This is a genomic window from Lysobacter antibioticus, assembly GCF_001442535.1.
Lineage (GTDB): Bacteria > Pseudomonadota > Gammaproteobacteria > Xanthomonadales > Xanthomonadaceae > Lysobacter > Lysobacter antibioticus.
Genome location: NZ_CP013141.1, coordinates 3329771 through 3353040 on the forward strand (window position 1 = coordinate 3329771; position 23270 = coordinate 3353040).

Sequence of the window (23270 nt, forward strand, 5' to 3'; positions counted from 1 at the left end):
CGCGACCGGCCAGCGACGCCTTGCCGGTGCCGCCGCCGCCGGCGATCCAGGGCACCGCCTGGGTGCTCATGGATGCCGCCAGCGGCAACATCCTGGCCAGCAAGGACGCCGACGTGCGGGTCGAGCCGGCCAGCATCACCAAGGTCATGACCAGCTACGTGATCGCCGCCGAAATGGCCGGCGGCAAGGTCAAGGACACCGATCAGGTGATGATGACCGAGAACGCCTGGCGCAAGGGCGGCGCGGCCACCGACGGCAGCTACTCCGGTTTCGAGGTCAACAAGACCGCGGCGCTGGTCGACATGGAAAAGGGCATGGTGGTGCAGTCCGGCAACGACGCCGCGATCGCCCTGGCCGAACACGTCGCCGGCAGCGAAGACGCCTTCGCCGCGCTGATGAACCAGTACGCCGCGCGCATCGGCCTGAAGGGCTCGCACTTCGTCAATCCGCACGGCCTGTCGGACCCGAATCATTACTCGACCGCGCACGACCTGGCCCTGCTCGGCCGCGCCCTGATCCGCGACTTCCCGGTCGCGTATTCGTACAACAAGATCAAGGAACTCAAGGTCGGGCCGATCACCCAGCCCAACCGCAACCTGCTGCTGTGGCGCGATTCCACGGTCGACGGCATCAAGACCGGTCACCACTCCAAGGCCGGTTACTGCCTGATGGCCTCGGCCCAGCGCGGCGACCAGCGCCTGATCTCGGTGGTGATGGGCTCGACCTCCGAAGCGCAGCGCGCGACCGACAGCCAGGCGCTGCTCAACTGGGGCTTCCGTTTCTACGAAACCCACAAGCTTTACGACATCGGCAAGGTGATCGCCAAGCAGAAGGTGTGGAAGGGCCAGGCCGACGAAGTGCAGTTCGGCGTCGCCGAGCCGATGCTGGTCAGCGTGCCGCGCGGCAAGTACGCCCAGCTCAAGCCCAGCATCGACGTGCCCAAGACGTTGGTCGCGCCGATCAAGAAGGGCCAGGCCCTCGGTACGGTCAAGGTCATGCTCGACGGCAAGGTCGTCGCCCAGCGCCCGTTGGTCGCCATCGCCGCGGTCGAGGAAGGCGGTTTCTTCAAGCGCCTGTGGGACGAGTTCTGGATGTGGTGGGAGTCGGAGTGATCGATCGCTTCCAGCGATCCCGCACGAGCTGAAACGACGAGCCGGCATTGCCGGCTCGTTGCGTTTTGGGTTCTGGTGTTACGGCATGGGGTATCGCCGATCACGGGATCCCGTTCATCGACATCGCCACGTCGGTGGCGCGCGAATACTCTGCGTAGTCCACATAGAGCTGGTTGATCACGCGGCCGCTGGCGTTCTCGCGGGGCAGGGCGGCCATCGCCGCGCCCAGGTTGCGGTTGGCGTCCTTCGACAGCAGCCACACGCCGGTCGGCGGCGTCAGCGTCCACGACAACAGGAACTGATCGCAGGGCAGTTCGGGCCGGTCGACGCAGGCGCCGTCATAGGCCTGGAACTTGGCGATCTGGTCGGTACTCATGGTGTCGTAGCTCGTCGTGTTCGAGTACTTGTCGTAGACGCGCAGATCGCCGAGCTCGGCCGTGGGCGAGTCGGAATCGCGATAGACCCAGATGCCGGCGGCGGGGATGTCGACGGGATAGTCCTCGTCGCAGACGATCAGGACCACGCCGGAGTGGCGCAGGTACTCGCCCAGCGGGACATCGGACAGACGTGCGCCCTGCGGGAGGTTCTGGAACAGCCAGCGGCCGAGCTTGTCCTGCAGCATCTCGACGAGCTGCTCGTAGATCCCGTCGGTGAACTTGGCGTAATGCGAGAACTTCAGGATGACCAGCTCGCGGTTGCCTTCGCTCATGAAGCGCCTGACGTCGTCGAGGATCTCCGACAAGGCCGGCCCGGTGATCGGTCCGTGGCTGACGTAGAGCGCGCTGCCGTCCCACTTGGGCCGCAGGTCGAAGTAGCGGATGCCGTTGCCGAGCTGTTGGTACAGATCGAGGTTCTGGGTCTTGCCGAGCGACATCAGCAGGCCGTGTTGGTACATGCCGGCGTCGTGGGAGGCGCCGGTGGTCAGCCACGGCAGGGTGAGATCGCCGAGCACTCGCAGATTGTCCTGCATCCAGCGCGAACGGTCGGCGACGCGCGAGGTCGACGCCCACAACGCATTGAAGAGTTCGGACTCGTGCACCTGGATCGCCATGCCGCCGTTGCAGGCGACGCTGGGCCGCGCGCCGTCGTCGAAGTACACCGCTTCGCCGGCCCAGTCGATGCTCTTGCCGCGGATTTTGCCGAACCGCTGCAGCACGTCTTTTTGGTCGTTGGTTTCGTAGACGACGATGACCTCGCCTTCCGGGGTCAGCGCGACCGAGGCGTGGCTGCCGGCTCCGTAGCGGGCCGCCGGCCCCCAGGCGATGCCGTCGCGGCCGAGTTTGCCCACGCGGTAATGCAGGTCGGAGTCCGACGCGTTGCCGTGCACCATCACCACATCGTTCTGGGCGTTGATCGCGATACCGGGCTGGATGCCGGCATCCAGGTAGGTGTTGCCCTGCCAGACGATCGAATCGGTGCCCTCGTCCAGCCGTCCCAGGTTGCACCAGATCTTCGCGTTCCAGGGCGATTCGTGAACCTCGACGATGGCCTGCCGGTTCATCGCCACGCAGGGGGCTTCGCCGCTGGCGTATTTGACGCTTTCGCCGAACACGATGCCGTCCTCGTCCCACACGCCGATGCGGCAAGACAGGTCCGAGCCGCCCGCCGAGCGATGCACCTCGACCATGACCCGGCCCTCGATGGCGATGCCAGGCTCGGCGCCTTCGCCGAACGCTACGCTGTCGTCCCATTCGATCGCCATCTGCCTGAGCCGGCCGCTGCGATAGTTCAGGCCGCTGGCGTCCGGCGATTCGTGGACTTCGATGACGCGTCCGTCGCGGCCCAGGGCGACACGGGCGTGGATGCCTTTTTCGTACTTCACACCGAGGCCAAAGAACACATTCTTCATGAGCAATCTTCCTGCGAGCTGAGCGGGTGACGTCGAGGCGAGTCGTCCGGCCCTCGCCACACGGGATCGCGTGCATCGGCGCATGCCGATGCGGCACCGTGTTAAGCGTTTCGCAGGGGGATTTGTGAAGACGGGCGGGGCCGCGAGGTCGCGGCCCGCGCCGGCTCAAGCGCTTGGCCTGGGGGCACGCCGGGAGCGCGCGCAGATGCGGCGCGGGAGCATCGAAGCCTTATCGCTTCGCCGGCGGCAGCTTGGCGATGATCGCAGTGCGGAACTTCGTGGCCAACGCGTGGAAGCCGGCTTCGCTGGGATGCATTTCGTCGAACCACTGGCTTTCCGCGGCCAGCGTGCCGCGCAGATCGACGTAATCGAAGCGCCCGGCGAAGCGCGCATCGTGCTTGAGCTCGCGCAGCACGTGCTTCTCGAAGCCGTCGATCAGCATGCGCCCGAAGCGCCGCCGTTCATCCGGGGTCTTGGCCGGGTCGGCGTGGACGATGGCATTGATGTGCGGCCCGATCCACGGCCCGACGCTTTTCTTGAGCAGCGCGGCAACGCCGATATTGCCCGGCGTCAGCGCCCCGGGCCGCCCGATCAGCTGCGGGTAGTCGTAGCTGTGGGCGAGGATCGGCGCGTTCGGCCGGGCCGCCAGCGCCGCCTGCACGAACAGCGCATAGGCCTGGCGGACCCGTTCGTACTTGCCGGTGTCGAGCACGCGCTGGAACGCGGCCTCGGCGGAGAGATTCTGTTGGCCGGCGAAGGTGCGCTTGAGGAACTGGTCGACGAAATCGTTGCCGCCGGCGCTGAGCAGGATCAGGTCGAAGTCGAACTTGCCGTACCAGCCGATGATGTCCTCGATGTTCTCGGGCACGAACATCGAGCGCTTGGGATGGTCCTCGTTGCGCGAGGCATGGTCGCCGCTGTGCTCGGCGCGGAAGAACAGGCCGCCCTGGCCGAGCAGCGGAATGCCGCGCTCCTCGTCCTCGGGGGCCGGCGAGACGATCCAGTCGAGCAGGTTCATCGCCAGCGGCGTGGAGAACCACGAATCGCCTTCACAAAAGATCACCGGCGTGCGTTCCAACAGACGAGCGCGCTTGAGCGAGGTGTAAAGATTGCGGAACTGACCGCGTAAGGGCAGGGCGACGGATTGGCTGGCGGGCATGGTCGTTCCTTGTGAGCGGACGGTGGACCGTGGGTAAAAATACCGCCTGTTCGACTCATTCGTTGAGAACGGCAGCGTTGCGAGCCCGCGGCCAGCTTTGTCACTGAGTACGCGAGACGCAAGTCGTGCCGGATTCAGATTTTGAACGGCACGAACGGTCTGGGCCGAAGCGCCGGAATACGGATCGACTTGATCGCGGCTTGCGCCGCTCCTACCCCGAATCGATACGACGCAATGTTTCGTCGCGAAGCCGCGTTCTTGCCAGGGTAGGAGCGGCGCGAGCCGCGACCGTGTGCCTTCCGCCGCGTTGCACGAGTTCAGCTACACAAACCCAGCTTTACCGGCCTCAGCGGTGCCCATCGCCATGGTGCGCGCCGTTTCGACTTGGGCAGGGTTGAGTGCCGTCTCGGTCCGTTCCACCCCCGGCACACCGTCGTCCCATTGCTGCGCTTGGGTTGCCCCGCCGGCGGACCCATAATGGCGCCCATGGACATTCATTCCGACAACCCCGACCACGGCTTCCAGTTCCCCGGCTCGTTCGAGCTCAGCGCGATGGGAGCGGCCGATGCCGGCCTGGAGCGCGAACTGCCGCAGCTGCTGTTCCAGGCCGGGATCAGCGTGGAAACCGAAACCATCCAGTGGAAGCATTCCTCGACCGGCAAATACGTGTCGGTACGGTTGAGTTTCCGCGCCGAGAACCGCGAGCAGTACGACCTGGCCCACCAGGTCCTGCGCGAGCATCCGGAAGTGAAGTGGACGCTGTAATCGACGCCGTCGCCGCCGTGCTCGGCGGCGTCAGCGCGCCGCCGCGCGCGCAGTTGCGCGACCTCGGCCGCCAGCCCTACGAACCGGTCTGGCGCGCGATGCAGGCCTTCACCGACGCCCGCGACGCCGACACCCCGGACGAGCTGTGGCTGGTCGAGCACGATCCGGTGTTCACCCTCGGCCAGGCCGGCAAGGACGAACATGTGCTGATGCCGGGCGATATCCCGGTGATCCACGTTGATCGCGGCGGCCAGGTGACCTATCACGGCCCCGGCCAGATCGTGCTGTACCCGCTGCTGGACCTGCGCCGGCTCAAGGTGGGCGTACGCGAGTACGTCGACCGCATCGAGCAGGCGGTGATCGACACCCTGGCCGAGTGGAACATCGAGGGCGCCCGCCGCGACGGCGCGCCCGGCGTCTATGTGGCCGGGGCCAAGGTCATGGCCCTGGGCATCCGGGTCCGGCGCGGCTGCACCTTCCACGGCCTGGCCTTCAATATCGCCATGGACCTGGAGCCGTATCGGCGCATCAATCCCTGTGGCTACCAGGGGTTGCAGGTGACCTCGGTGGTAGACTTGGGCGGCCCCTCGGGCCTGGATCAGGTCAAACCGGTGCTGGTCGCGCAGCTTGCGCGCCAGTTCGGGCTGACCGTCGAGGATGCCGAGCCGTTGAGCTTTTGATTTCCGTAGGGCGGATGAGGGCGCGCATATCCGCCAGCCGCCGCGATTCGCGGTAGCCCTGCCCTCACCCCAGCCCTCTCCCGCCCGCGGGGAGGGAGCAAACAGCCAAGAGTCGAAGCGACGTCATGACCAACCCCGTCTCCAAGTCCATCCCGCTCACCGTCGTCAGCGGCGGCGCGCCCGAGGCGCTCGTGCCGGCGGTGCTGGAGTCGACCACCATGACGCCCGGCGCCAAGCAGATCGGCAGCGACAAGATCAGCCGTTCGCCGGTGCAGTTCGCCGACGTGCCGGCGCTGCGCAAGCCGTCCTGGATCCGGGTGCGCATCCCCTCGGGCAACTCGGTCGCCCAGCTCAAGGCGAAGCTGCGCGAGAACCGCCTGGTCACCGTCTGCGAAGAGGCCAGTTGCCCGAACATCCACGAGTGCTTCAGCCACGGCACCGCCACCTTCATGATCCTCGGCGAGGTCTGCACGCGCCGCTGCTCGTTCTGCGACGTCGCCCACGGCCGGCCCAAGCCGCCGGATGCGAGCGAACCGGCCAACCTGGCGCGCACCGTCGCCGACATGGGGCTGAAGTACGTGGTCATCACCAGCGTCGACCGCGACGACCTGCGCGACGGCGGCGCCCAGCATTTCGTCGACTGCATCGCCGCGGTCCGCAGCGAAAGCCCGCGCACCAAGATCGAGATCCTCACGCCCGACTTCCGCGGCAAGGGCCGCATGGAGCGCGCGCTGGACATCCTCAACACCAATCCGCCGGACGTGTTCAACCACAACGTCGAGACGGTGCCGGACCTGTACACCAACGTCCGCCCGGGCGCCGACTACCAGTGGTCGCTGACCCTGCTGCAGAAGTTCAAGGCCCAGCATCCGCAGGTCGCGACCAAGTCCGGGATCATGCTCGGCCTCGGCGAGACCATGGAGCAGGTCCAGGCGACCCTGCGCGACCTGCGTGCGCACGATGTCGACATGATCACCATCGGCCAGTACCTGCAGCCGACCGCGCACCATCACCCGGTGCTGCGTTACTGGACTCCGGAAGAGTTCAAGGAACTCGAGGTCTACGGGCTGTCGCTCGGTTTCACCCACGTCGCCTCGGGCCCGCTGGTGCGCTCCTCGTACCACGCCGACCGCCAGGCGATCGAAGCCGGTTTCGCCGAGACCTCGAACGACTGGACCGACCGCGCCGCGGTCTGATTCTTCGCGGCTCGCCCGAGCCGCAGGGTGGCCGCGGGGCCGCCTCGAACGCCGGCCCGCGCAAAGCCGGCCGGCGGACATCGGCGGCGGCTGGTAACCGGTCGCAGCGACCGGCGCCGTTGCTTCGCGCGACGCAGCTCCAGTGGCGCAGTCTGGTCCCGCCGCGACGGCCGGGACGGCCCGGCATGAACGCCGAGACAGGCGTTTGCCGGCCGCGATAACGACTCGCTAACGCCGATCACGCTCAAACTGAACCGCTTTCACGCCGTTAACGCCTAATCGCGCGTTGCGGACGTGACAGGGCCGGCAACTTTCGGCACTGTGGTCTTGTCCAAAGCCGCTACATCCTAGACATCGGCCCTCTTGGCCGAGAAGACTTCGCGATGACCCTCAAGAACAAGCGTGCCGTTACCCTGCTAGCAGGCTTCCTGCTGACCGCTCCGCTGGCGCTGCTGGCGCGGCCCGACGCGGTCAGCGCTCCCAAGGCGTCCACGGCATTGCCGAGCGCGCCGACCGCGGACCAGACCACGGCGGCGAAACTCGTCTACGGTTTGTTGTCCGACAGCCGCTACGCCTACCGGCCGCGCGCGCTCGACGATGCGCTGTCGGCCGACATGTACAAGCGTTATCTCGAATCGCTGGACGGCGGCAAGCAGTTCTTCAGTGCCGTCGACATCGCCCGCTTCGACGCCAGCAAGAACAAGCTCGACGACGCGATCAAGAGCGGCGACCTGTCGCCGGCCTACGCGATCTTCGCCACCTACAAGCAGCGCGTCGACGAACGCGTCGCCTACGCGCGCGGCTTGCTCAAGCAGCCCGCCGGTTTCGAGTTCACCGGCAACGACCGCTACGACTACGACCGCAAGGACGCGCCCTGGGTCGCTGACACCGCCGCGCTCGACGCGCTGTGGAAGCAATCGGTGCGCAACGACTGGCTGCGCCTGAAGCTGGCCGGCAAGAAACCCGAAGACATCGCCAAGACCCTCGACAAGCGCTACGCCAACATGGCCAAGGGCATCGCCGAGCTCAAGGGCGAAGACGTCTTCCAGACCTTCGTCAACAGCTACGCCAACGCGATCGACCCGCATACCGACTATCTGACGCCGAAGTCGGCCGACAACTTCAACATGACCATGTCGCTGTCGCTCGACGGCATCGGCGCGCAACTGCAGAAGCAGGACGACGTGGTCGCGATCCGCGAAGTGATTCCGGGCGGCCCGGCCGCGCGCAGCAACCTGCTCAAGGCCGGCGACCGCATCGTCGGCGTGGGCCAGGGCGACAGCGGCGCGATGGAAGACGTGATCGGCTGGCGCATCGACGACGTGGTCGCCAAGATCCGCGGCGCCAAGGGCACCAAGGTGCGCCTGGACGTGGTGCCGGCCGAATCGGGCCTGGACAGCAAGCCCAACCGTATCGTGCTGGTGCGCGACAAGGTGCGCCTGGAAGACCAGGCCGCCAAGTCCGAGGTCATCGACATCCCCGCCGCCGGCGACGCGCCGGCCAAGCGCATCGGCGTGATCAAGCTGCCGGGCTTCTACCAGGATTTCGAAGGCCGCCGCAAGAACGCCAACGACTACGCCTCGGCCACCCGCGACGTCGCCAAGCTGCTGACCAAGCTGCGCGGCGACAAGGTCGACGGCGTGGTTCTCGACCTGCGCAACAACGGCGGCGGTTCGCTCAACGAAGCCATCGAGCTCACCGGTCTGTTCATCGACCGCGGCCCGGTCGTGCAGGTGCGCGAATCCGGCGGCCGGGTCAGCGTCGAAGGCGACAGCGACACCGGCATCGCCTGGGAAGGCCCGCTCGCGGTGCTGATCAATCGCGGCTCGGCTTCGGCCTCGGAAATCTTCGCCGGCGCGATCCAGGACTACGGCCGCGGCCTGGTCATCGGCGAGACCACCTTCGGCAAGGGCACGGTGCAGAACCTGGTCGATCTCGACCGCTGGCCGGCCAACGAAGGCCCGCGCTTCGGCCAGGTCAAGCTGACCATCGCCCAGTTCTTCCGCGTCAGCGGCGGCTCGACCCAGAACAAGGGCGTGGTGCCCGACCTGGCGTTCCCGGTCTCGGTCGACGCCACCGAATACGGTGAGAGCACCTACGACAACGCCCTGCCGTGGACCAAGATCGCCGCCGTGCCGCACACCAGCTACGGCAATTTCGCCCCGCTGCTGCCCAAGCTGGAGACGCTGCACAGCAGCCGCATCGCCGGCGACAAGGAGTTCCAGTGGTGGTCGCAGGACGTCGCCCAGTTCCGCGAAGAGCGCGCCAAGAAGTGGATCTCGCTCAACGAGGCCGAGCGCCGCGCCGAGCGCGATCGCGACGACGTCAAGCGCAAGCAGCGCCAGGCCGAACGCAAGCAACTGGGCCTGGAGCTCGATCCGCTGGCCGACGATGCCAACGACGACGGCCTCGCCGCCGCCGAGCGCGACATCGCCAAGGACGCGGCGCGCGAGAAGCTGGCCGAGAAGCGTCCCGACCCGCTGCTGCGCGAGTCGGCTTCGATCCTCGCCGACGCGGTGCGCCTGCTCAACAACGACCGACAGCTGTCGGCGCAGGTGCTGCCGACCGCGACCATGCCGGGGCACTGGGCCGACTGAGCCGGGCTTCGCATCGCGAAACGAAAAGCGCGCCTGGGTGGCGCGCTTTTTTTTGCGTCGCCGCTGGCCCACTCCTCGGGTCCGGGGGGAGGAGCGGGTGCAAACCGCGCCCGCGTAGCTGCCGTCTCGACGCACGGGCCATGCAGTCCGCCGCTTCATCCGATCCTGATGAACCGCGCCCGAAAATCCGACCCTGCGCCGCGCAAGATCCGGATAGCGAGGCCGCGGCACGAGGCCTAGTCTGTCGGCTATGAACAGCAAACCCCACAACGACAAGCTCGAACAGGCCCGTGCGCTGCTCGATGGCGGCGAGCCTTCCCTGACCGAACTGGCCGAGACCGTCGGCCTCAGCCCCTCGCACCTGCAACGGCGTTTCAGCGCGCGCTTCGGCCTGAGCCCGGCCGAGTACCTGGCGCAACGCAAGCTCGGCAGCCTGCGCTCGGCCCTGCGCGAAGGCCACGAGGTCAGCGCGGCCTTGTACGACGCCGGCTACGGCTCGCCGTCGCGGGTGTACGAAAGCGGCGCGGCCAAGCTCGGCATGACCCCGGGGCGTTACCGCGCCGGCGGCGCCGGCGAGCAGATCCGCTGGAGCCTGGCGCCGACAGCGATCGGCACCGCCCTGGTCGCCACCACCGCGCGCGGCATCTGCATGGTCGAGCTTGGCGACGATCCGCAGGCGCTGGAAGCGAAATTGCGTAGCGAGTTCCCGCAGGCGCTGCTGGAGCGCGTCGATGCCGGCCGCGACGAATTCCTCGCCCCGCGCCTGCGCGCGGTCGCCGACACCCTGGGCGGGCAGGGTCATGCGGTGCCGCTGGACCTGATCGGCACCGCCTTCCAGAAAAAGGTTTGGGACGCGTTGATGAAGATTCCGGCCGGGCAGACCCGCAGCTATGCGCAGATCGCCGAACAGGTCGGTGCGCCGCGTGGTGCGCGCGCGGTGGCGCAGGCCTGCGCCAACAACCGCGTCGCGGTGGTCGTGCCCTGCCACCGCGTGGTGCGCGGCGACGGATCGCTCGGCGGCTACCGCTGGGGCCTGCCGCTCAAGGAGCGTCTGCTGCAGCGCGAGCGGGCGGCCTGAGAGACGGGAATCGGGAATCGGGAATCGGGAATCGAAAGAGCAGGAGCCCGGTAATCGCTTTTACGATTCCCCATTCCCCATTCCCGCCCAGCGGCTATGTCGCTGGGCTAGCCCCGCCGCTTGCGTGCCGCCCGCGGGGCATCGCGGGTCGGCAGCTCCAGGCCGTGCTTGACCACGTCGAACACCAGGTGGGTGTCGTAGCGCTTGATGTTGCCTTCGTCGAGGAACAGCCGGTCGACCACCTGGCGGCAATGCGAGACCCCGGTCGTGGCCAGGATCACCAGGTAATCCCACTCGCCGGCGAGGGTGTAGCACTGCTGCACCTCGGGCGCGGCGCGCACGCGGGCGTGGAAGGCGGCGTGGCGCTCGGCCGACTCGCGCTCCATCGTCACCCAGACCGCCGCCAGGGTGCTGCCGAGCGACAGTGGGTCGAGCACTGCCACCTGGCGCATCAGGCCTTCCTGGCGGTAGCGGGTCATGCGCCGCTGGACCGCGCTCGGCGACAACCCGATGGCGTCGCCGAGCTCGCTCAGGGTCGCCGAGGCGTCGCGCTGCAGCAGTTCGAGCAGCTTGTGGTCGAACTCGTCCAAAACCAGGGGTGGGGTGCTCATGCAAGATTTTTGCGTTGATGCGGGCAAATATTCAACCGCAATTTGACTGACATCGATACGCTATTCACGATCCTGTCGCATGAGGAATTTTTATGTGCGGGATCGCTCCCCCGACCTATTCGATACGGACGCCCCCGGGATGTCCCGGTACGTGATGCAAGCCGCTATGCCCGAGCAGATCGGCGAGATTCTCGCGCTGATCCGCGAACACGGCCCTAATCCCTGGAATTTCCTGCCCGACGTCGAGCTCGCCGCACATCTGTCGGCGATCCGGCGAGGAAGAACGCAGGCGGTCGTCGCTTTGCACGACGGAGAAATTGTGGCCGTCGTCACATTTGAGCCGAGCGATGCCTTTCATCGCTATCAGCCTTCCGGTCGCGAGATCGAATGGCAGGGTCATGTCGGCGAAGTCGTAGTGCACCGCGAACATCGCGGACAAGGACTCGGCACTCGATTGTTGAAGGCGGCGGTCGCGCGCCTGTTGCAAATGGGTTTGATCGAGATCTACGTCGAGCGCCATGAGGAAAACGAAGGCTCGGCCGGGATGATGCGCAAGGCCGGCTTCCTGGTGATCGACGTGTTCGACGATCCGCGTCGCCGCGACGTCGGCAGCCGCAGGACGGCGGTGTCGCGTTACGGGCCGCATCCCTGATCGAGGGCGGCGCGATCGCTGAGATCGCGACGCCGGTGTTTTCGCTCCTCACCGTTTCGACCCGAATGCACGTCACCACCGGTCGACCCGCGTCGTCCGTCCCTCCGCTGTTGCTCTTCCCCCCGGAATCGCGTCATGAGCGCCGTTTCACCGACTGCTGAACGACTGGCCCCTGGCGCCCTCGCGGTCGCCTTCGCCCTGGGGTCGGTCTATGTGCTGTGGGGATCGACCTACCTGGCGATCCGTTTCGCCCTCGAAAGCTATCCGCCGTTCCTGCTCGGCGCCGGACGCATGTTCCTTGCCGGCGCGATCATGTATGCGGTCCTGCGTTGGCGCGGCGTCGCGCCGCCGAGCCGCAAGCAGTGGCGCACGCTGTGGCTGCTGTCGATCTGGATGGTGCTGCTGTCCAACGGTCTGGTGAACCTGGCAGAGACCGAGGTCGATTCCGGCCTCGCCGCGATCGCCGTCGCCTCGATGCCGCTGTTCGCCGGCGTGTTCGCGATGCTGCGCGGGCGTCATCCCTCGAAGATCGAATGGATCGGCCTGGCGATCGGCTTCCTCGGGGTGATCTGGCTCAATGCGGGCAGCAAGTTGTCGGCCTCGACCCTCGGCCTGGTGTGCCTGACGGTCGCGCCGATCGCCTGGGCCTGGGGTTCGATCTGGAGCCGCGACCAGGACCTGCCGTCGCCGTTCATGGCCGCGAGTGCGCAGATGCTCACCGGCAGCATCTGGATGCTCGGCGCCGCGGTCGTGACCGGCGAGCGCATCGCCGCGATGCCGACCTGGGCCGCCACCGGCGCGATGTTGTACTTGGTGGTGGCCGGTTCGATCTTCGGTTTCACCGCCTACATCTGGCTGTTGCACCACGTGCGCCCGGCCCTGGCGACCAGCTACGCCTACGTCAATCCGCCGATCGCGGTGTTGTTCGGCGCCTTGCTCGCCGGCGAGCGTTTCACCTCGCACGACCTCGGCGCCATGGCGGTGATCCTGGTCGGCGTCGTCATCATCACCCTGGCCCGCGCCCGCGCGGCCAAGCCGGCCGAGCCCAAACCCGTGGAGCTCATGCCCGCGGAGTCCATGCCCGTGAAGCCCATGCCCGTGAAGCACGAGGTCGACGCGATCGCTGCGACCGGCCCGGGCGCTGCGGCGGAAAAGGAAACGCACGCATGAATGCCGACACCGATCGCCGCGGACTGTGGATCGCGGTCGCTTCGTTCGTCCTGTGGGGCCTGATGCCGTTGTACTGGCATCTGCTCAAGGCCGTGCCGTCGCTGCAGATCGTCGCCCACCGCGTCGTCTGGAGCACCTTGCTGGTCGCCGCCTGGCTCGGCTGGACGCTCGGGCGGCATTGGTTGCGCGAGGTCCTGCGTCAGCCGCGCAAGGCGGCCATGCTCGGCGTCAGCGGCGCCTTGATCGCCTTCAACTGGGGCCTCTACATTTGGGCGGTCAACGCCGGCCACGTCATCGAGACCAGCCTGGGCTACTTCATCGGCCCGTTGGTCAGCGTGATGCTCGGCGTGGTCTTCCTCGGCGAGCGCCTGCGCACGGCGCAATGGATCGCGATCGCCTTCGCCTTTGCCGGCGTCGCTTGGCTGACCTTCGATTACGGCCGGCCTCCGTTGATCGCCATTGGCCTGGCGGTGTCGTTCGCCTTGTACGGACTGATCCGCAAGCTGGTCGCGGTCGAGGCGGTAACCGGTCTCGGCGTCGAGAACGTCTATCTGTTCGTACCGGCCCTGGCCTTGATGTTTTGGGGCGAAACCCACGGGCAGGGCAGCTTCATCGGCGGTTGGGGGCTCGGTACCGCGTTGCTGCTGTTGACCGCCGGCGCGCTGACGGCGCTGCCGCTGATCGGTTTCGCTTATGCGGTACGGCGTGTATCGCTGACCGCGATCGGCTTGCTGCAGTACGTCGCCCCGACCCTGCAGTTTCTGATCGGTGTGCTGATCCTGCGCGAACCCTTCAATGCCGAGCGTGCGATCGGTTTCATCATCATCTGGGTCGGGCTGATGATCTTCGCCGGCGAGGGCGTGCTGCGCTCGCGGCGGGTGGGGCTTGCGACCGCCTGAGCGCGGCAGGGCTCAGTTCCCGCCGTACTTGACGACCAGATAGAGCGCTAATACCGCGGCCTGGCCCAGTGCGATCCAGATCGCGGCATCGCGCGAGCGCTGGCGCCGATCTTGCAACCGATCTTGCTGCCGATCCCGCAAGCGGCTGCGATCCTCGGCCCGTGCGGCCAGCGCCTGCAGCCGCTGCCGGTAGTCGTCGGCGGGCAGCGCGGACGGCGCAGGCAGCGAGACGGGAGGTTCGCGCAGATGCTCATCGATCTCGGTTTCCGTCATGTCCGGCGTCCAGTCTTCGATGAAAGGCTCCTGGTACTTGCGCCGCAACATCAGCGCCAACACGTAGGCGTCGTACTGATCGATGCCGTAGGGCTGCAGCAACAGCAACACGGTGCCGTAGCTCCCCTCGGGTTGCGACAGCCGGGCGAAACGCATGCGCATCCACAGCGCATCGTCGCCGAGATAATGCCGAGGATCGCGCAGGCACAACTGCAAGCCCCGACCCTCGGGATATTCACCGTTGAGGGCATGGCGGTGAACGCCGATGATGTCCTGCCAATCGATCCAGCCGAAATGCGGATGGCGAATACCGCGCTCTTCGATCAACGGTGCGTTGTCGAACCCGGTCTTGTCGCCGAGGCGCTTGCGGCGCAGGGTGGTCGAGGACGTGGCGGCGCGCCCGGGCAGCGTGTCGATGGTGATGCGGTACAGGTATACGAAACAGGCGCAGGCCGCGCTCAGGGCCAACAAAATCGCCACCACCCGGCCGGCCGCATCGAGCGGGTCGGTGGCCACGGCCTCCTTGGCGATCACGATGCCGGTGCCGGCGAGCAAGCCGCCCAGCAGCGCCAGCGAAAGCTTCTTCACTACCTCCAATGACGCCCCCTTGCCGGCATCCCGAACGGCGCTGACAGCATAGCGCAGAGGCCGCCATGCTCCGGTTTCAACCGATCAGGTCTTCCGAGGATGCCGCACCAGCAAGGGGCTTAAGAGCAAATCCCCCTGCCCCCTTTTCCAAAAGGGGATGCTTCGGCGGGAGTCGTGCCCGGATGTTGTTGCGATAGCCCCAAGGCCATCGGAAGCGAGGTCCGTGGAAACCCGTCGTCTCTTCAAGGCGGAGTCCCCCTTTTGAAAGGGGGGGATTTGCTCTCGCTCGCCCGCGATCGAACTTTCGCCAACGAAGACCGACGAACTCGCTCCAATAAAAAAGCCCCCTTCGCGAGAAGGGGGCTCTAGTTTTTCAGCGAAGCCGCCAGGCGAAACCTACAGCGCGCGCAAGGCCGAGGTCACCGGCAGATTCGCCGCGCGCAAGGCCGGGAACAGGCCGCCGATGAAGCCGATCGCCAACGCCCACTTCAGCCCGCTCCACAGCAATTCGCCGGTGACGCGGAAGTCGAAGGTCAACTGGCCGACGCCGCCGGCGATGGTCGAGGCGGTGTAGCCGTTGAAGATCAGCCAGGCCAAGGCGCCGCCGATCAACCCGCCGAGCAGTGCCAGCAGCATCGTTTCCAGCATCACCGCGACCACCACCGGTACGCCGCGGAAACCGATCGCGCGCAGGGTCGCGATCTCGCGCGCCCGCGTCGCCACCGTGGCGAACATGGTGTTGAGCGCGCCGAACACCGCGCCGATCGCCATGATCGAGCCGACCACGATGCCGATCACCCGGATCACCTTGGTCATGGTTTCGGATTGCTTGGCGAAGTACTCGGCGGTGGTGGTGGTGTCGACCTGCAGGCGCGGGTCGCCGGCCAGCGCCGCCTTGAAGCTCTTGAACTGCTTGGCGTCGCTGAGCTTGGCGATGACCGAGTTGCGCGAAGCGCCGCGGCGGTAGGTCGAGGCGACCATCTCCGCATCGGCCCACAGCTCCGAGTCCATCGCATCGCCGGAACGGAACACGCCGACCACGGTCCACAGCTCGCTGCCCAGGCGGATCTGCTTGCCGACCTGCATGCCGGTGAACTGGCGCACCGCGCCGCTGCCGACCACGACTTCGCGTTTGCCGGATTCGAACTTGCGGCCTTCCACGATCTTGAGCTGCGGGCGCACGTCGAAGGCGCGGTCGCCGACGCCGCGCAACTGCACGCTGCCGTCTTCGTCGGGCGCACCGCCCTTGATCGGCAGGTTCGCCGCGACCACCGTCTCGGCCGAAGCCAACGGGCGGCCGTCGGCGCTGCGGGCGATGCCCGGCGCCTGCGCGATGACGTTGATGCTGTCCAGGCTGAGGGTCGACATCACCTCGGCCGCGGATGCGCCGCGCAGGACGATGACGCTGTCGTCGCTGCCGGTGCGGCGCAGCGTTTGCTGATAGCCCTCGGCCATCGACAGCATCGCCACCAGCACCGCGACCACGCCGGCGATGCCGATCACGACCACCGACGACGAGCCCAGGCGTTGGCTCAAGGTGCTGATACCGACGCCGGCGACCGAGGCGGCCTGGCGGCCGCCGCGGGTGGTGAACATCCACAGCGCGAACAACGCGGCCAAGCCCAGCAAGGCCGGCCAGGGCAACATCGACCAGGCGATCAGGCCGGCGGCCAGGCCCACGAGTACGGCCAGGCCGCGTGCGAACGATTTGAGTCTCTTCATTGCGTTCTCCTCAGCGTCCGGCCAATGCATCGACGATGTTCAGGCGCATCGCCCGGATCGCCGGCAAGGCGCCGACCAGCAGGCCGATGGCGATCATCAGGCCGAGGCCCAGCGACCAACTGTTGAGGCCGATCGGCGGCACGCTGATCGCGCCGCCGCTGGCGGTGCTGACGATCGGGCCGAGTACGCCGGCGATGGCCACGCCGACGACGCCGCCGATCAACATCAGCAGCACCGATTCGGCCAACACCAGCCACAGCACGCTATGACTGGAAAAGCCGATCGTCTTCAACACCGCCAGCTCGGAGGTGCGCTCGCGCACCGCCTGGGCCATGGTGTTGCCGGTCAGCAGGACCAGGGTGAAGAACACCGCGCCCATGATCGAGCCGACGATCAGGCCGATGTCGGCCATCTGCTTCATCCAGCTGGCCGAGGCCGCCGCTTCGGTCTGGGTCTTGGACTCGTGATCGGAGTTGGCCGAGATCGCGTCGATGGCCTTGGCGATGCGGTCGGCCTGGTTCACGTCCTTGACCTCGGTGACGTACCAGCCGACCTGGCCGGTGTTGTACGGCGTGGAATCGTCGAAGTACTTCCAGTGCAGCAGGATCATCTGGTCGAACCAGGCGCCGGATTTCTTGTCGGTCGCCGAGATCACCCCGGAGATGTCGAAGATCCAGTTCTTGCTGCCGTCGCGGTTCGGGAAAATCGTCGATTGCAGCGGCAGTTTCTGCCCGACCTTCCAGTTGAAGCGCTTCATCAGGCCTTCGCCGACCAGCACGCCGGTGCGGGTGGCTTCGAAGGCTTTGCGCTGCGCTTTGTCGACGGCGATTTCCGGGTACAGGTCGAGGTAGTTCGGCGCCACCGCGAAGCTGAAGATCTGGTTGTGCGGGTCTTGGTAGGCGCCGCCGAACCAGTTCGCGTACGACACCTGGCTGACGCCCGGCACCAGGCCGATGCGGTCGTTGAGCGACATCGGCAGCGGTTGGATGAAGGACAGACGCGAGCCGGTCTGCAGGCGCTTGGCGCCGTTGGCGCTGTTGCCGGCCTGCTCGAAACTCTCGCGCACGCCGTCGAGCAGGCCGAACAGCAGGAACGCGGCGATGATCGACAGCAGGGTCAGCAGCGTGCGCGTCTTGCGACGCATCAGCTCCGCCCAGATCAGATGGAAATATTTCATGAGGGCCGCTCCCGGCTCAGGCCGCGTGCGACTGCTGCTCGACCAGGGTGCCCTTGTCGAGATGCAGCGTGTGGGTGGCGTACTCGGCCGCCTTCGGATCGTGGGTCACCATCACGATGGTCTTGCCGTGCTCGCGGTTGAGCAACTGCAGCAGGTTGAGGATCTCCTCGGCCGCATGGCGGTCGAGGTCGCCGGTCGGTTCGTCGCAGATCAACAGGGTCGGGTCGGAGACGATCGCGCGCGCGATCGCCACGCGCTGCTGCTGGCCGCCGGACAGTTCGTTCGGGCGGTGCTTGCCGCGATCGGCCAGGCCCACCAGGGTCAGGGCGATCTCGGCGTTGCGCTTGCGCTGGGCGCCGTTGAGCGGCGTCAGCAGCAGCGGCAGCTCGACGTTCTTCTGCGCGCTCAAGGCCGGCATCAGGTTGTAAAACTGGAACACGAAGCCGACGTGCCGGCTGCGCCACTGCGACAGCTGGCCGGAGCTCATGCGGTCGATGCGCTCGCCTTCGATGGAGATCTCGCCGCCGCTGGGGTTGTCGAGCCCGCCGATCAGATTGAGCAAGGTGGTCTTGCCCGAACCCGACGGTCCCATCAGGGCGACGAAATCGCCCTTGGCGATGTCCAGGTTGATGCCGTGCAGCACTTCGACCTTTTCCGGGCCGCGCTGATAGGTCTTGGTGAGGTTGTTGATCGAAACCAGGGTGTCCATCTTCGGCTTCCTCGAACGTGGATCGGTGAAGGGGCGAGGGCGCCGGAGGCGGCGCCGCTCGCGGATCGGTGGACCGGCGGCTTGCGCCCGGTCCTTAGTTATCCGACGAACCAGGGGCGTCGTTTTCGACACGCACCGCGCCGCCGTCGGCGAGCGAGTCCGGCGGGGCGAGCACGACGGTCTCGCCGCCGCTCAGGCCCTGGGTCACTTCCTGGTCGTCGCCGAGCTTGCGGCCCAGGGTCACCGCGGTCTGCGCGGCCTTGCCGTCGGCGACCACGAACACATTGTCCTTGCCGTCGCGCTGGACGATGGCTGCGGCCGGCACCATCGCGCTGGGTTTGCGCGCAGCGGCCTGGGCCGGCTTGGCCGCCTCCAGGAAGCTCACCCGCACGCCCATGTCCGGGACGATGCGCGGGTCGCGGTTCTTGATCGCCACGCGCACCTTGACCGTGGCCTTGCCGCGGTCTGCGGTCGGAATGATCGCGATCACCTCGGCCGGGATCTTCCAGTCCGGGTAGGCGTTGAGCACTGCCTCGACCGGCATCTTGGGCTGCACTCGGCCGATGAAGGCTTCGCCGACGTCGACCTCGATCTCCAGCGAATCCATGTCGACGATGGTGCCGATGCCGGTGCGGGTGAAGCCGCCGCCGGCCGACAACGGCGATACGATTTCGCCGGGCTGGGCGGCTTTGGCGGTGACCACGCCAGAGAACGGCGCGCGCACGATGGTGTTGTCGACGCCGATGTCGGCGATGCGCAGGCTGTCGCCGGAGACCTTGATGTTGCGCTGCGCGGTCAGCAATTGCGCACGCAATGCATCGCGCGTGGCCACGGCCTGATCGTATTGCGACTTGGACACGAGTTGCTGGCCGGCAAGCGTGGCCAGGCGCCTGGCATTGGCTTCGGCTTCGGTGAGTTGCGCCTGCACGCGCGCGGTCTCGCTCTGCGCCGCACCGAGCTGGGCGGCGCTGAGCTCGCGCTGGGCGTTGGCGTCGATCGGGTCGAGCGTGGCCATGATCTGGCCTTCCTCGACGCGCTGGCCTTCCTCGATCATGACCTCGCGGACCTTGCCGGTGATCTTGGCCGACACCGTGGCCATGCGCCGCGCGACCACATAGCCGGAGGCGTCGAGCACCGAGGCGCCGGCGCCGTTGCCGCCGCCGATCGCGGTGACCGTGGCGGTTTCTACACGTGGGCCGCCGGTGCGGCCGAACAAGGCCCAGGCGGCGACGCCGAGCACGACCAGAACCAACACGGCGATGCCGACGAGCAGGCCGCGCCCCGGGCGGGAACGCTCGGGCGGACGATTGCGGTCGATGCGGAGCTCTTTCAGCAGATCAGCGGATGCACTCATGGTCACAACCAAGACGCCAGATATTGTCTAGTGTGACTGCGGTAGCCCTTGCGCGCCAACGTGCAGAAAGTCAGTTTTTGTCAGCGCCGGTGTCGGCGGTTTTTCATGACAAACGTCATGGTTTCGCGCTTTGTGCGTGCGGCGATACACGAGTCCCGCGCTGGTTCGCGGGGCATCCGTTTTGTGCGGGGCTTGCGGATTCGCGCCGAGGCGAGCGCTGCATGCGGTGTTGCGGTGCGTGCGCGGTCCCTGGCCGAGCAACTGAATGCGGCGGGACGCGCCCGCCGCATTATCGGGCGATCAGCGCGCCGAACGCGCCTTGAGCATGGCGTAGGCCGCGCGCAGGCCTTGGGCCTCGCCGCCGGCCGGGCGGCCGGGGCGGTCGGCGTCGTTCCAGCTGTACACGTCGAGATGCGCCCACGGCAGCTCGGCCGGGACGAAACGTTCGAGGTACAACGCGGCGGTGACCGAGCCGGCCATCTTCGACGGGCCGCCGTTGGCGAGGTCGGCGATCTGGCTGGTCAGGTAACGCAGGTAGGGGCGCCACAGCGGCATGCGCCACAGCGGGTCGCGCTGCTGGATGCCGGCATCGAGCCATTCGGCCGCGAGTTCGTCGCGATTGGCGAACAGCGCCGGCAGGTCCGGGCCGAGCGCGATGCGCGCCGCGCCGGTCAGGGTGGCGAAATCCAGCAGCAGCTCGGGCGACTGTTCGCCGGCATAGGTCAGCGCGTCGCAGAGGATCACCCGGCCTTCGGCATCGGTGTTGTCGATCTCCACGCTGACGCCCTGACGGGTGGCGATCACTTCGCCGGGGCGGAACGCGTCCGGGCCGACCGCGTTTTCGACCGCCGGCACCAGCAGGGTGATCCGCAGCGGCAGCTTGCGCGCCATGATCAGTTCGGCCAGGGCGATCGCGTGCGCCGCGCCGCCCATGTCCTTCTTCATCCAGCGCATGCCCTCGGCGGGCTTGAGGTCGAGGCCGCCGGTGTCGAAGCACACGCCCTTGCCGACCAGGGCGATGTGCGGATGCGCCGGGTCGCCCCAGCGCAGCGCGATCAAACGCGGCGCGCGATGCGAGGCGCGGCCGACCGCGTGGATCGCCGGGAAGTTCTGCGCGATCAGCTCTTCACCGGTTACCACTTCGATGGCAGCGCCGTGGCGCGCGGCGATCTCGCGCGCGATCGCTTCCAGCTCGGCCGGGCCCATGTGCTCGGTCGGGGTGTTGATCAGATCGCGCACGCGCCAGCTTGCGGCAACCAGATCGAAGATTTCGTCGCGGCTTTCCGGCGTCGCATCGACCAGCAACTGCGCCGGCGCGCGAGGCGGCGCCTTGTAGCGGCTGAAGCGATAGCTGCCGATGCCCCAACCCAGGCGCAATGCGTCCAGGGTGGCGGCGTCGTGCTGGCCTTCGATGCGCCAGGTGCGCGCCGGCAGCGCGAACGGTGCGTGGCCGTAGGAATACGGATCGAGCGGATCGCCGACCCCGAGCACGCCGGCGGCGATGCGGCCGTCGCCGCCCGGAATGACCACGGCAGTGCCGGGCGTGCCGTCGAAGCCTTGTGCGTCGAGCCAGGCCACGGCCGAATCGGCCAGCGTTTCGCGCCAGGTCTTGAGCGAAGCGCGGCTGACCAGGACCAGCGGCAGAGCGTCGCTGGCGTCGTCGGTGAAACCCAGGGGCAAAGTCATGCGGCAGCGGTATCCGTGCGATGCGCCGTGTCCAGCCAGTCGGCCAGGGCGGCAAGGGTGGTGAATTCCAGGTCGGGGCGCAGCTGGGCGTGCGGCCATTGCCGGCCTTCGCGGTTGATCCAGCAAGTGCGCAGGCCGGCGCGGGCGCCGCCGACGATGTCCATCTCGATGTCGTCGCCGACGTGCAGCACCTGCGCCGGTTCGACGTCGAGGCGGGTGCAGGCGGCGTGGAAGATGCTGGCGTCGGGCTTGGCGCGGCCGTGCTCGCGCGCGCCGAGCTGGAAGCGGAACAGCGGCATCAGGCCGATGCGCTCCAGGTCGGCGTTGCCGTTGCTCAGCGCGGCCAACGGCACCCGCGCGGCCAGGCGCGCGAGTGCTTCCTCGCTGTCGGCGTAGTGCTCGACCTCGCAGCGCGCGGCGAAGAACACGTCGAAGGCCGGCGCGACCAGGGCGATGTCTTCGCCGGTCTCGCGCAGCATGTGCTCCAGGGTCAGGCGGCGCTGCTGGGTGAAATCGTGGGCCAAGTCGGGGCGCTCGGCGGCGATGCGGTCGCGCAGCTCGCGCATGGCCTGGGCCGGATAGCGTTCGGCGGTGCGCGGCGCGTGTTCGCGCAGCCAATCGCCGAGGATGCTTTCGGCCCGGATCATGACCGGGGCGATCGGCCAGATGGTGTCGTCGAGGTCGAGGGTGATGGCGCGTACGGGAAAATTCATGGCGGCATTTTAGCGCGCCGCGGCCATGGGTTTGGGCGATGCCGCCCCGGAAACGCTGACAGGGGCGGGTGGATCGCAATACGGGTGCCCGCCGACGCGCGGCTGTATTCAGGAAAGTGCGCCCAGGCCGACCCTGCCGGATCGGCGCGCGGATCGCCGCCGCGTCACTCCAGCAGCTTGGACCAGCCCTCGAGCCCTTCGATGCGCGCCAGCACCAGCTTCACACAGACCAGCATCGGCACGGCGAGCAGCAGGCCGATGATTCCCCACAGCCAGCCGAACAGCATCAGCGCCAGGATCAGCACCAGCGGCGACAGGCGCATGCTGCGGCCGAGCACGATCGGGGTGACCGCCTGCGACTCGATCGCGTGCAGCAGCAGATAGACGCCGGCCGGCAACAGCGACGGCAGCAATTCGTCGAACGCGACCAGGCCGGTCATCAGCATGATCAGCATGCCGATCAGCGGGCCGACGAAGGGGGCGAAGTTGAGGATCGCCGCCATCGTGCCCCACAGCAGCGACTCCTGCAGCGGCACGCCGAGCGCATACAACGCGCCGGCCAGGGCCAGGCCGAGGCCGCTGTTGATCAGGGTGATCGTAAGCACGTAGCGCGAGATCTCGCGCTCGATCGAATGCAGGATGTCGATCGTCAGTTTTTTCTGCTGCGGCCCCGGCAGCAGCGCGATCGCGTTGCGCTGCAGGGACTCGCCATAAACCATGAAGAAGAAAGTCAGCAGCACCACGGCCAACACCTGGGCGACGTACTTCGGCGTCGAGGTCAGCGCGCGGTAGGGGTCGTTGAGTTCGGTCTTGATCACCTGTACCGGCTTGCTGGTGCTTTCGCCGCCGGCGGCGCGCGCGATGTTCTGCGCGGCGCGATTGGCCTCCTGCATCGGCTTGGTCATCTCGCGCAGTTTCGGCGCCAGCTGTTTCATCTCGCGCGGGACCTGGCGCACCCACTCGCTGGCCGGCTCGACCAGTTGCAGGGCGAGCACGCCGGAAATCGCCAGCCCGCCGACGATCACCGCCACCGCGCCGACCACACGCGGCAGATAGAGTTTCTGCAGCAGGCGCAGGATCGGGTTGCCGACCAGGGCGAAGAAGGCCGCCAACAGGATCGGCAGGATCAGTTCCTGGGCCGCCCACAAGGTGTAGCCGACCGCGAGCACGGCGAGTATGTACAGCGGCACCGGCGCTTTCGGCCGCGGCGTCGCGGCGGCGGCGGGCTCGGGCTCGCTATCGCCCGGCGGAGGTTCGGCCGAGTCCGGCTCGATGGGCGC

General features: G+C 67.4%; 20 protein-coding genes (1 of these 20 cut by a window edge). 9 read left to right on the top strand and 11 right to left on the bottom strand.

Annotation, left to right across the window (positions count from 1 at the left end):
* Positions 1 to 1112, top strand: partial view of a D-alanyl-D-alanine carboxypeptidase family protein gene (locus GLA29479_RS13350; RefSeq protein WP_057971885.1) — the 3' portion only. Its footprint begins 10 nt before the window's first position; 1112 of the gene's 1122 nt are visible here — the last part of the coding sequence; the start codon falls outside the window, past its left edge; it ends in the stop codon at positions 1110 to 1112.
* Between the two features lie 100 nt (positions 1113 to 1212).
* Here GLA29479_RS13350 and GLA29479_RS13355 read toward each other — a convergent pair whose 3' ends face one another.
* Together GLA29479_RS13355 and GLA29479_RS13360 are read right to left on the bottom strand one after the other, a co-directional pair.
* Positions 1213 to 2961, bottom strand: a complete 1749-nt coding sequence (locus tag GLA29479_RS13355; protein WP_057971886.1) for a PI-PLC domain-containing protein — start codon at positions 2959 to 2961, stop codon at positions 1213 to 1215.
* A gap of 229 nt (positions 2962 to 3190) precedes the next feature.
* Positions 3191 to 4120, bottom strand: coding sequence for a hypothetical protein (locus GLA29479_RS13360; RefSeq protein WP_057916703.1), 930 nt, complete (start codon positions 4118 to 4120; stop codon positions 3191 to 3193).
* 486 nt (positions 4121 to 4606) lie between these two features.
* On the opposite strand from GLA29479_RS13360, the gene GLA29479_RS13365 reads away from it, so the two are divergent.
* The 5 genes from GLA29479_RS13365 to GLA29479_RS13385 all read left to right on the top strand — a co-directional run bounded on the left by GLA29479_RS13365 (position 4607) and on the right by GLA29479_RS13385 (position 10436).
* A complete protein-coding gene (locus GLA29479_RS13365) occupies positions 4607 to 4885 on the top strand; it encodes a DUF493 family protein (protein WP_031372063.1) in 279 nt (92 codons plus the stop codon).
* Positions 4885 to 5565: a lipoyl(octanoyl) transferase LipB gene (gene lipB / locus GLA29479_RS13370; protein WP_144436772.1), complete on the top strand. Its 681-nt coding sequence runs from the start codon at positions 4885 to 4887 to the stop codon at positions 5563 to 5565. The genes GLA29479_RS13365 and lipB overlap by 1 nt, the downstream gene beginning before the upstream one ends.
* Positions 5566 to 5690: 125 nt before the next feature.
* On the top strand, positions 5691 to 6761 hold the full coding sequence (lipA, locus tag GLA29479_RS13375; RefSeq protein WP_057916705.1) for a lipoyl synthase: 1071 nt from the start codon (positions 5691 to 5693) through the stop codon (positions 6759 to 6761).
* A gap of 383 nt (positions 6762 to 7144) precedes the next feature.
* Complete coding sequence (locus GLA29479_RS13380; RefSeq protein WP_057916706.1) at positions 7145 to 9358, top strand: carboxy terminal-processing peptidase; 2214 nt, start codon at positions 7145 to 7147, stop codon at positions 9356 to 9358.
* 250 nt (positions 9359 to 9608) lie between these two features.
* Positions 9609 to 10436 (top strand): bifunctional transcriptional activator/DNA repair enzyme AdaA, encoded by an 828-nt coding sequence (locus GLA29479_RS13385; protein ID WP_057971888.1) that lies wholly within the window; start codon positions 9609 to 9611, stop codon positions 10434 to 10436.
* A gap of 107 nt (positions 10437 to 10543) precedes the next feature.
* Here GLA29479_RS13385 and GLA29479_RS13390 read toward each other — a convergent pair whose 3' ends face one another.
* The gene (locus tag GLA29479_RS13390) at positions 10544 to 11047 is read right to left on the bottom strand and encodes an Lrp/AsnC family transcriptional regulator (RefSeq protein WP_051884961.1); all 504 of its coding nucleotides are present in this window, start codon (positions 11045 to 11047) and stop codon (positions 10544 to 10546) included.
* 166 nt (positions 11048 to 11213) lie between these two features.
* Here GLA29479_RS13390 and GLA29479_RS13395 point away from each other — a divergent pair, with 166 nt between their 5' ends.
* The 3 genes from GLA29479_RS13395 (at position 11214) to rarD (ending at position 13768) form a co-directional block, all read left to right on the top strand.
* Positions 11214 to 11699, top strand: coding sequence for a GNAT family N-acetyltransferase (locus GLA29479_RS13395; protein WP_211264986.1), 486 nt, complete (start codon positions 11214 to 11216; stop codon positions 11697 to 11699).
* Positions 11700 to 11834: 135 nt separating this feature from the next.
* Positions 11835 to 12869 (top strand): drug/metabolite exporter YedA, encoded by a 1035-nt coding sequence (gene yedA, locus GLA29479_RS13400; protein ID WP_082638649.1) that lies wholly within the window; start codon positions 11835 to 11837, stop codon positions 12867 to 12869.
* The gene (gene rarD, locus GLA29479_RS13405; protein ID WP_057916708.1) at positions 12866 to 13768 is read left to right on the top strand and encodes an EamA family transporter RarD; all 903 of its coding nucleotides are present in this window, start codon (positions 12866 to 12868) and stop codon (positions 13766 to 13768) included. The genes yedA and rarD overlap by 4 nt, the downstream gene beginning before the upstream one ends.
* Positions 13769 to 13780: 12 nt before the next feature.
* On the opposite strand, the gene GLA29479_RS13410 is transcribed toward rarD, so the two are convergent.
* From GLA29479_RS13410 to GLA29479_RS13445, 8 genes are all read right to left on the bottom strand, one after another.
* A complete protein-coding gene (locus GLA29479_RS13410) occupies positions 13781 to 14629 on the bottom strand; it encodes a hypothetical protein (protein ID WP_057971889.1) in 849 nt (282 codons plus the stop codon).
* Positions 14630 to 15025: 396 nt separating this feature from the next.
* Positions 15026 to 16351: an ABC transporter permease gene (locus GLA29479_RS13415; RefSeq protein ID WP_057916710.1), complete on the bottom strand. Its 1326-nt coding sequence runs from the start codon at positions 16349 to 16351 to the stop codon at positions 15026 to 15028.
* Positions 16352 to 16361: 10 nt separating this feature from the next.
* Entirely contained in the window at positions 16362 to 17528 is a 1167-nt protein-coding gene (locus tag GLA29479_RS13420) for an ABC transporter permease (protein ID WP_031372052.1), read from the bottom strand.
* A 16-nt stretch (positions 17529 to 17544) separates the two neighbouring features.
* Positions 17545 to 18237 carry an ABC transporter ATP-binding protein gene (locus GLA29479_RS13425; RefSeq protein ID WP_031372051.1) on the bottom strand — a complete coding sequence of 231 codons (693 nt, stop codon included), beginning with the start codon at positions 18235 to 18237 and terminating at the stop codon, positions 17545 to 17547.
* Between the two features lie 94 nt (positions 18238 to 18331).
* Positions 18332 to 19591 (bottom strand): efflux RND transporter periplasmic adaptor subunit, encoded by a 1260-nt coding sequence (locus GLA29479_RS13430; protein WP_057971890.1) that lies wholly within the window; start codon positions 19589 to 19591, stop codon positions 18332 to 18334.
* A gap of 300 nt (positions 19592 to 19891) precedes the next feature.
* Positions 19892 to 21277: a leucyl aminopeptidase family protein gene (locus GLA29479_RS13435; protein ID WP_057971891.1), complete on the bottom strand. Its 1386-nt coding sequence runs from the start codon at positions 21275 to 21277 to the stop codon at positions 19892 to 19894.
* A complete protein-coding gene (locus GLA29479_RS13440) occupies positions 21274 to 21990 on the bottom strand; it encodes an HAD family hydrolase (protein WP_057916713.1) in 717 nt (238 codons plus the stop codon). The genes GLA29479_RS13435 and GLA29479_RS13440 overlap by 4 nt, the downstream gene beginning before the upstream one ends.
* 164 nt (positions 21991 to 22154) lie before the next feature.
* Complete coding sequence (locus GLA29479_RS13445) at positions 22155 to 23264, bottom strand: AI-2E family transporter (protein WP_057973196.1); 1110 nt, start codon at positions 23262 to 23264, stop codon at positions 22155 to 22157.
* Between the last annotated feature and the right edge of the window lie 6 nt (positions 23265 to 23270).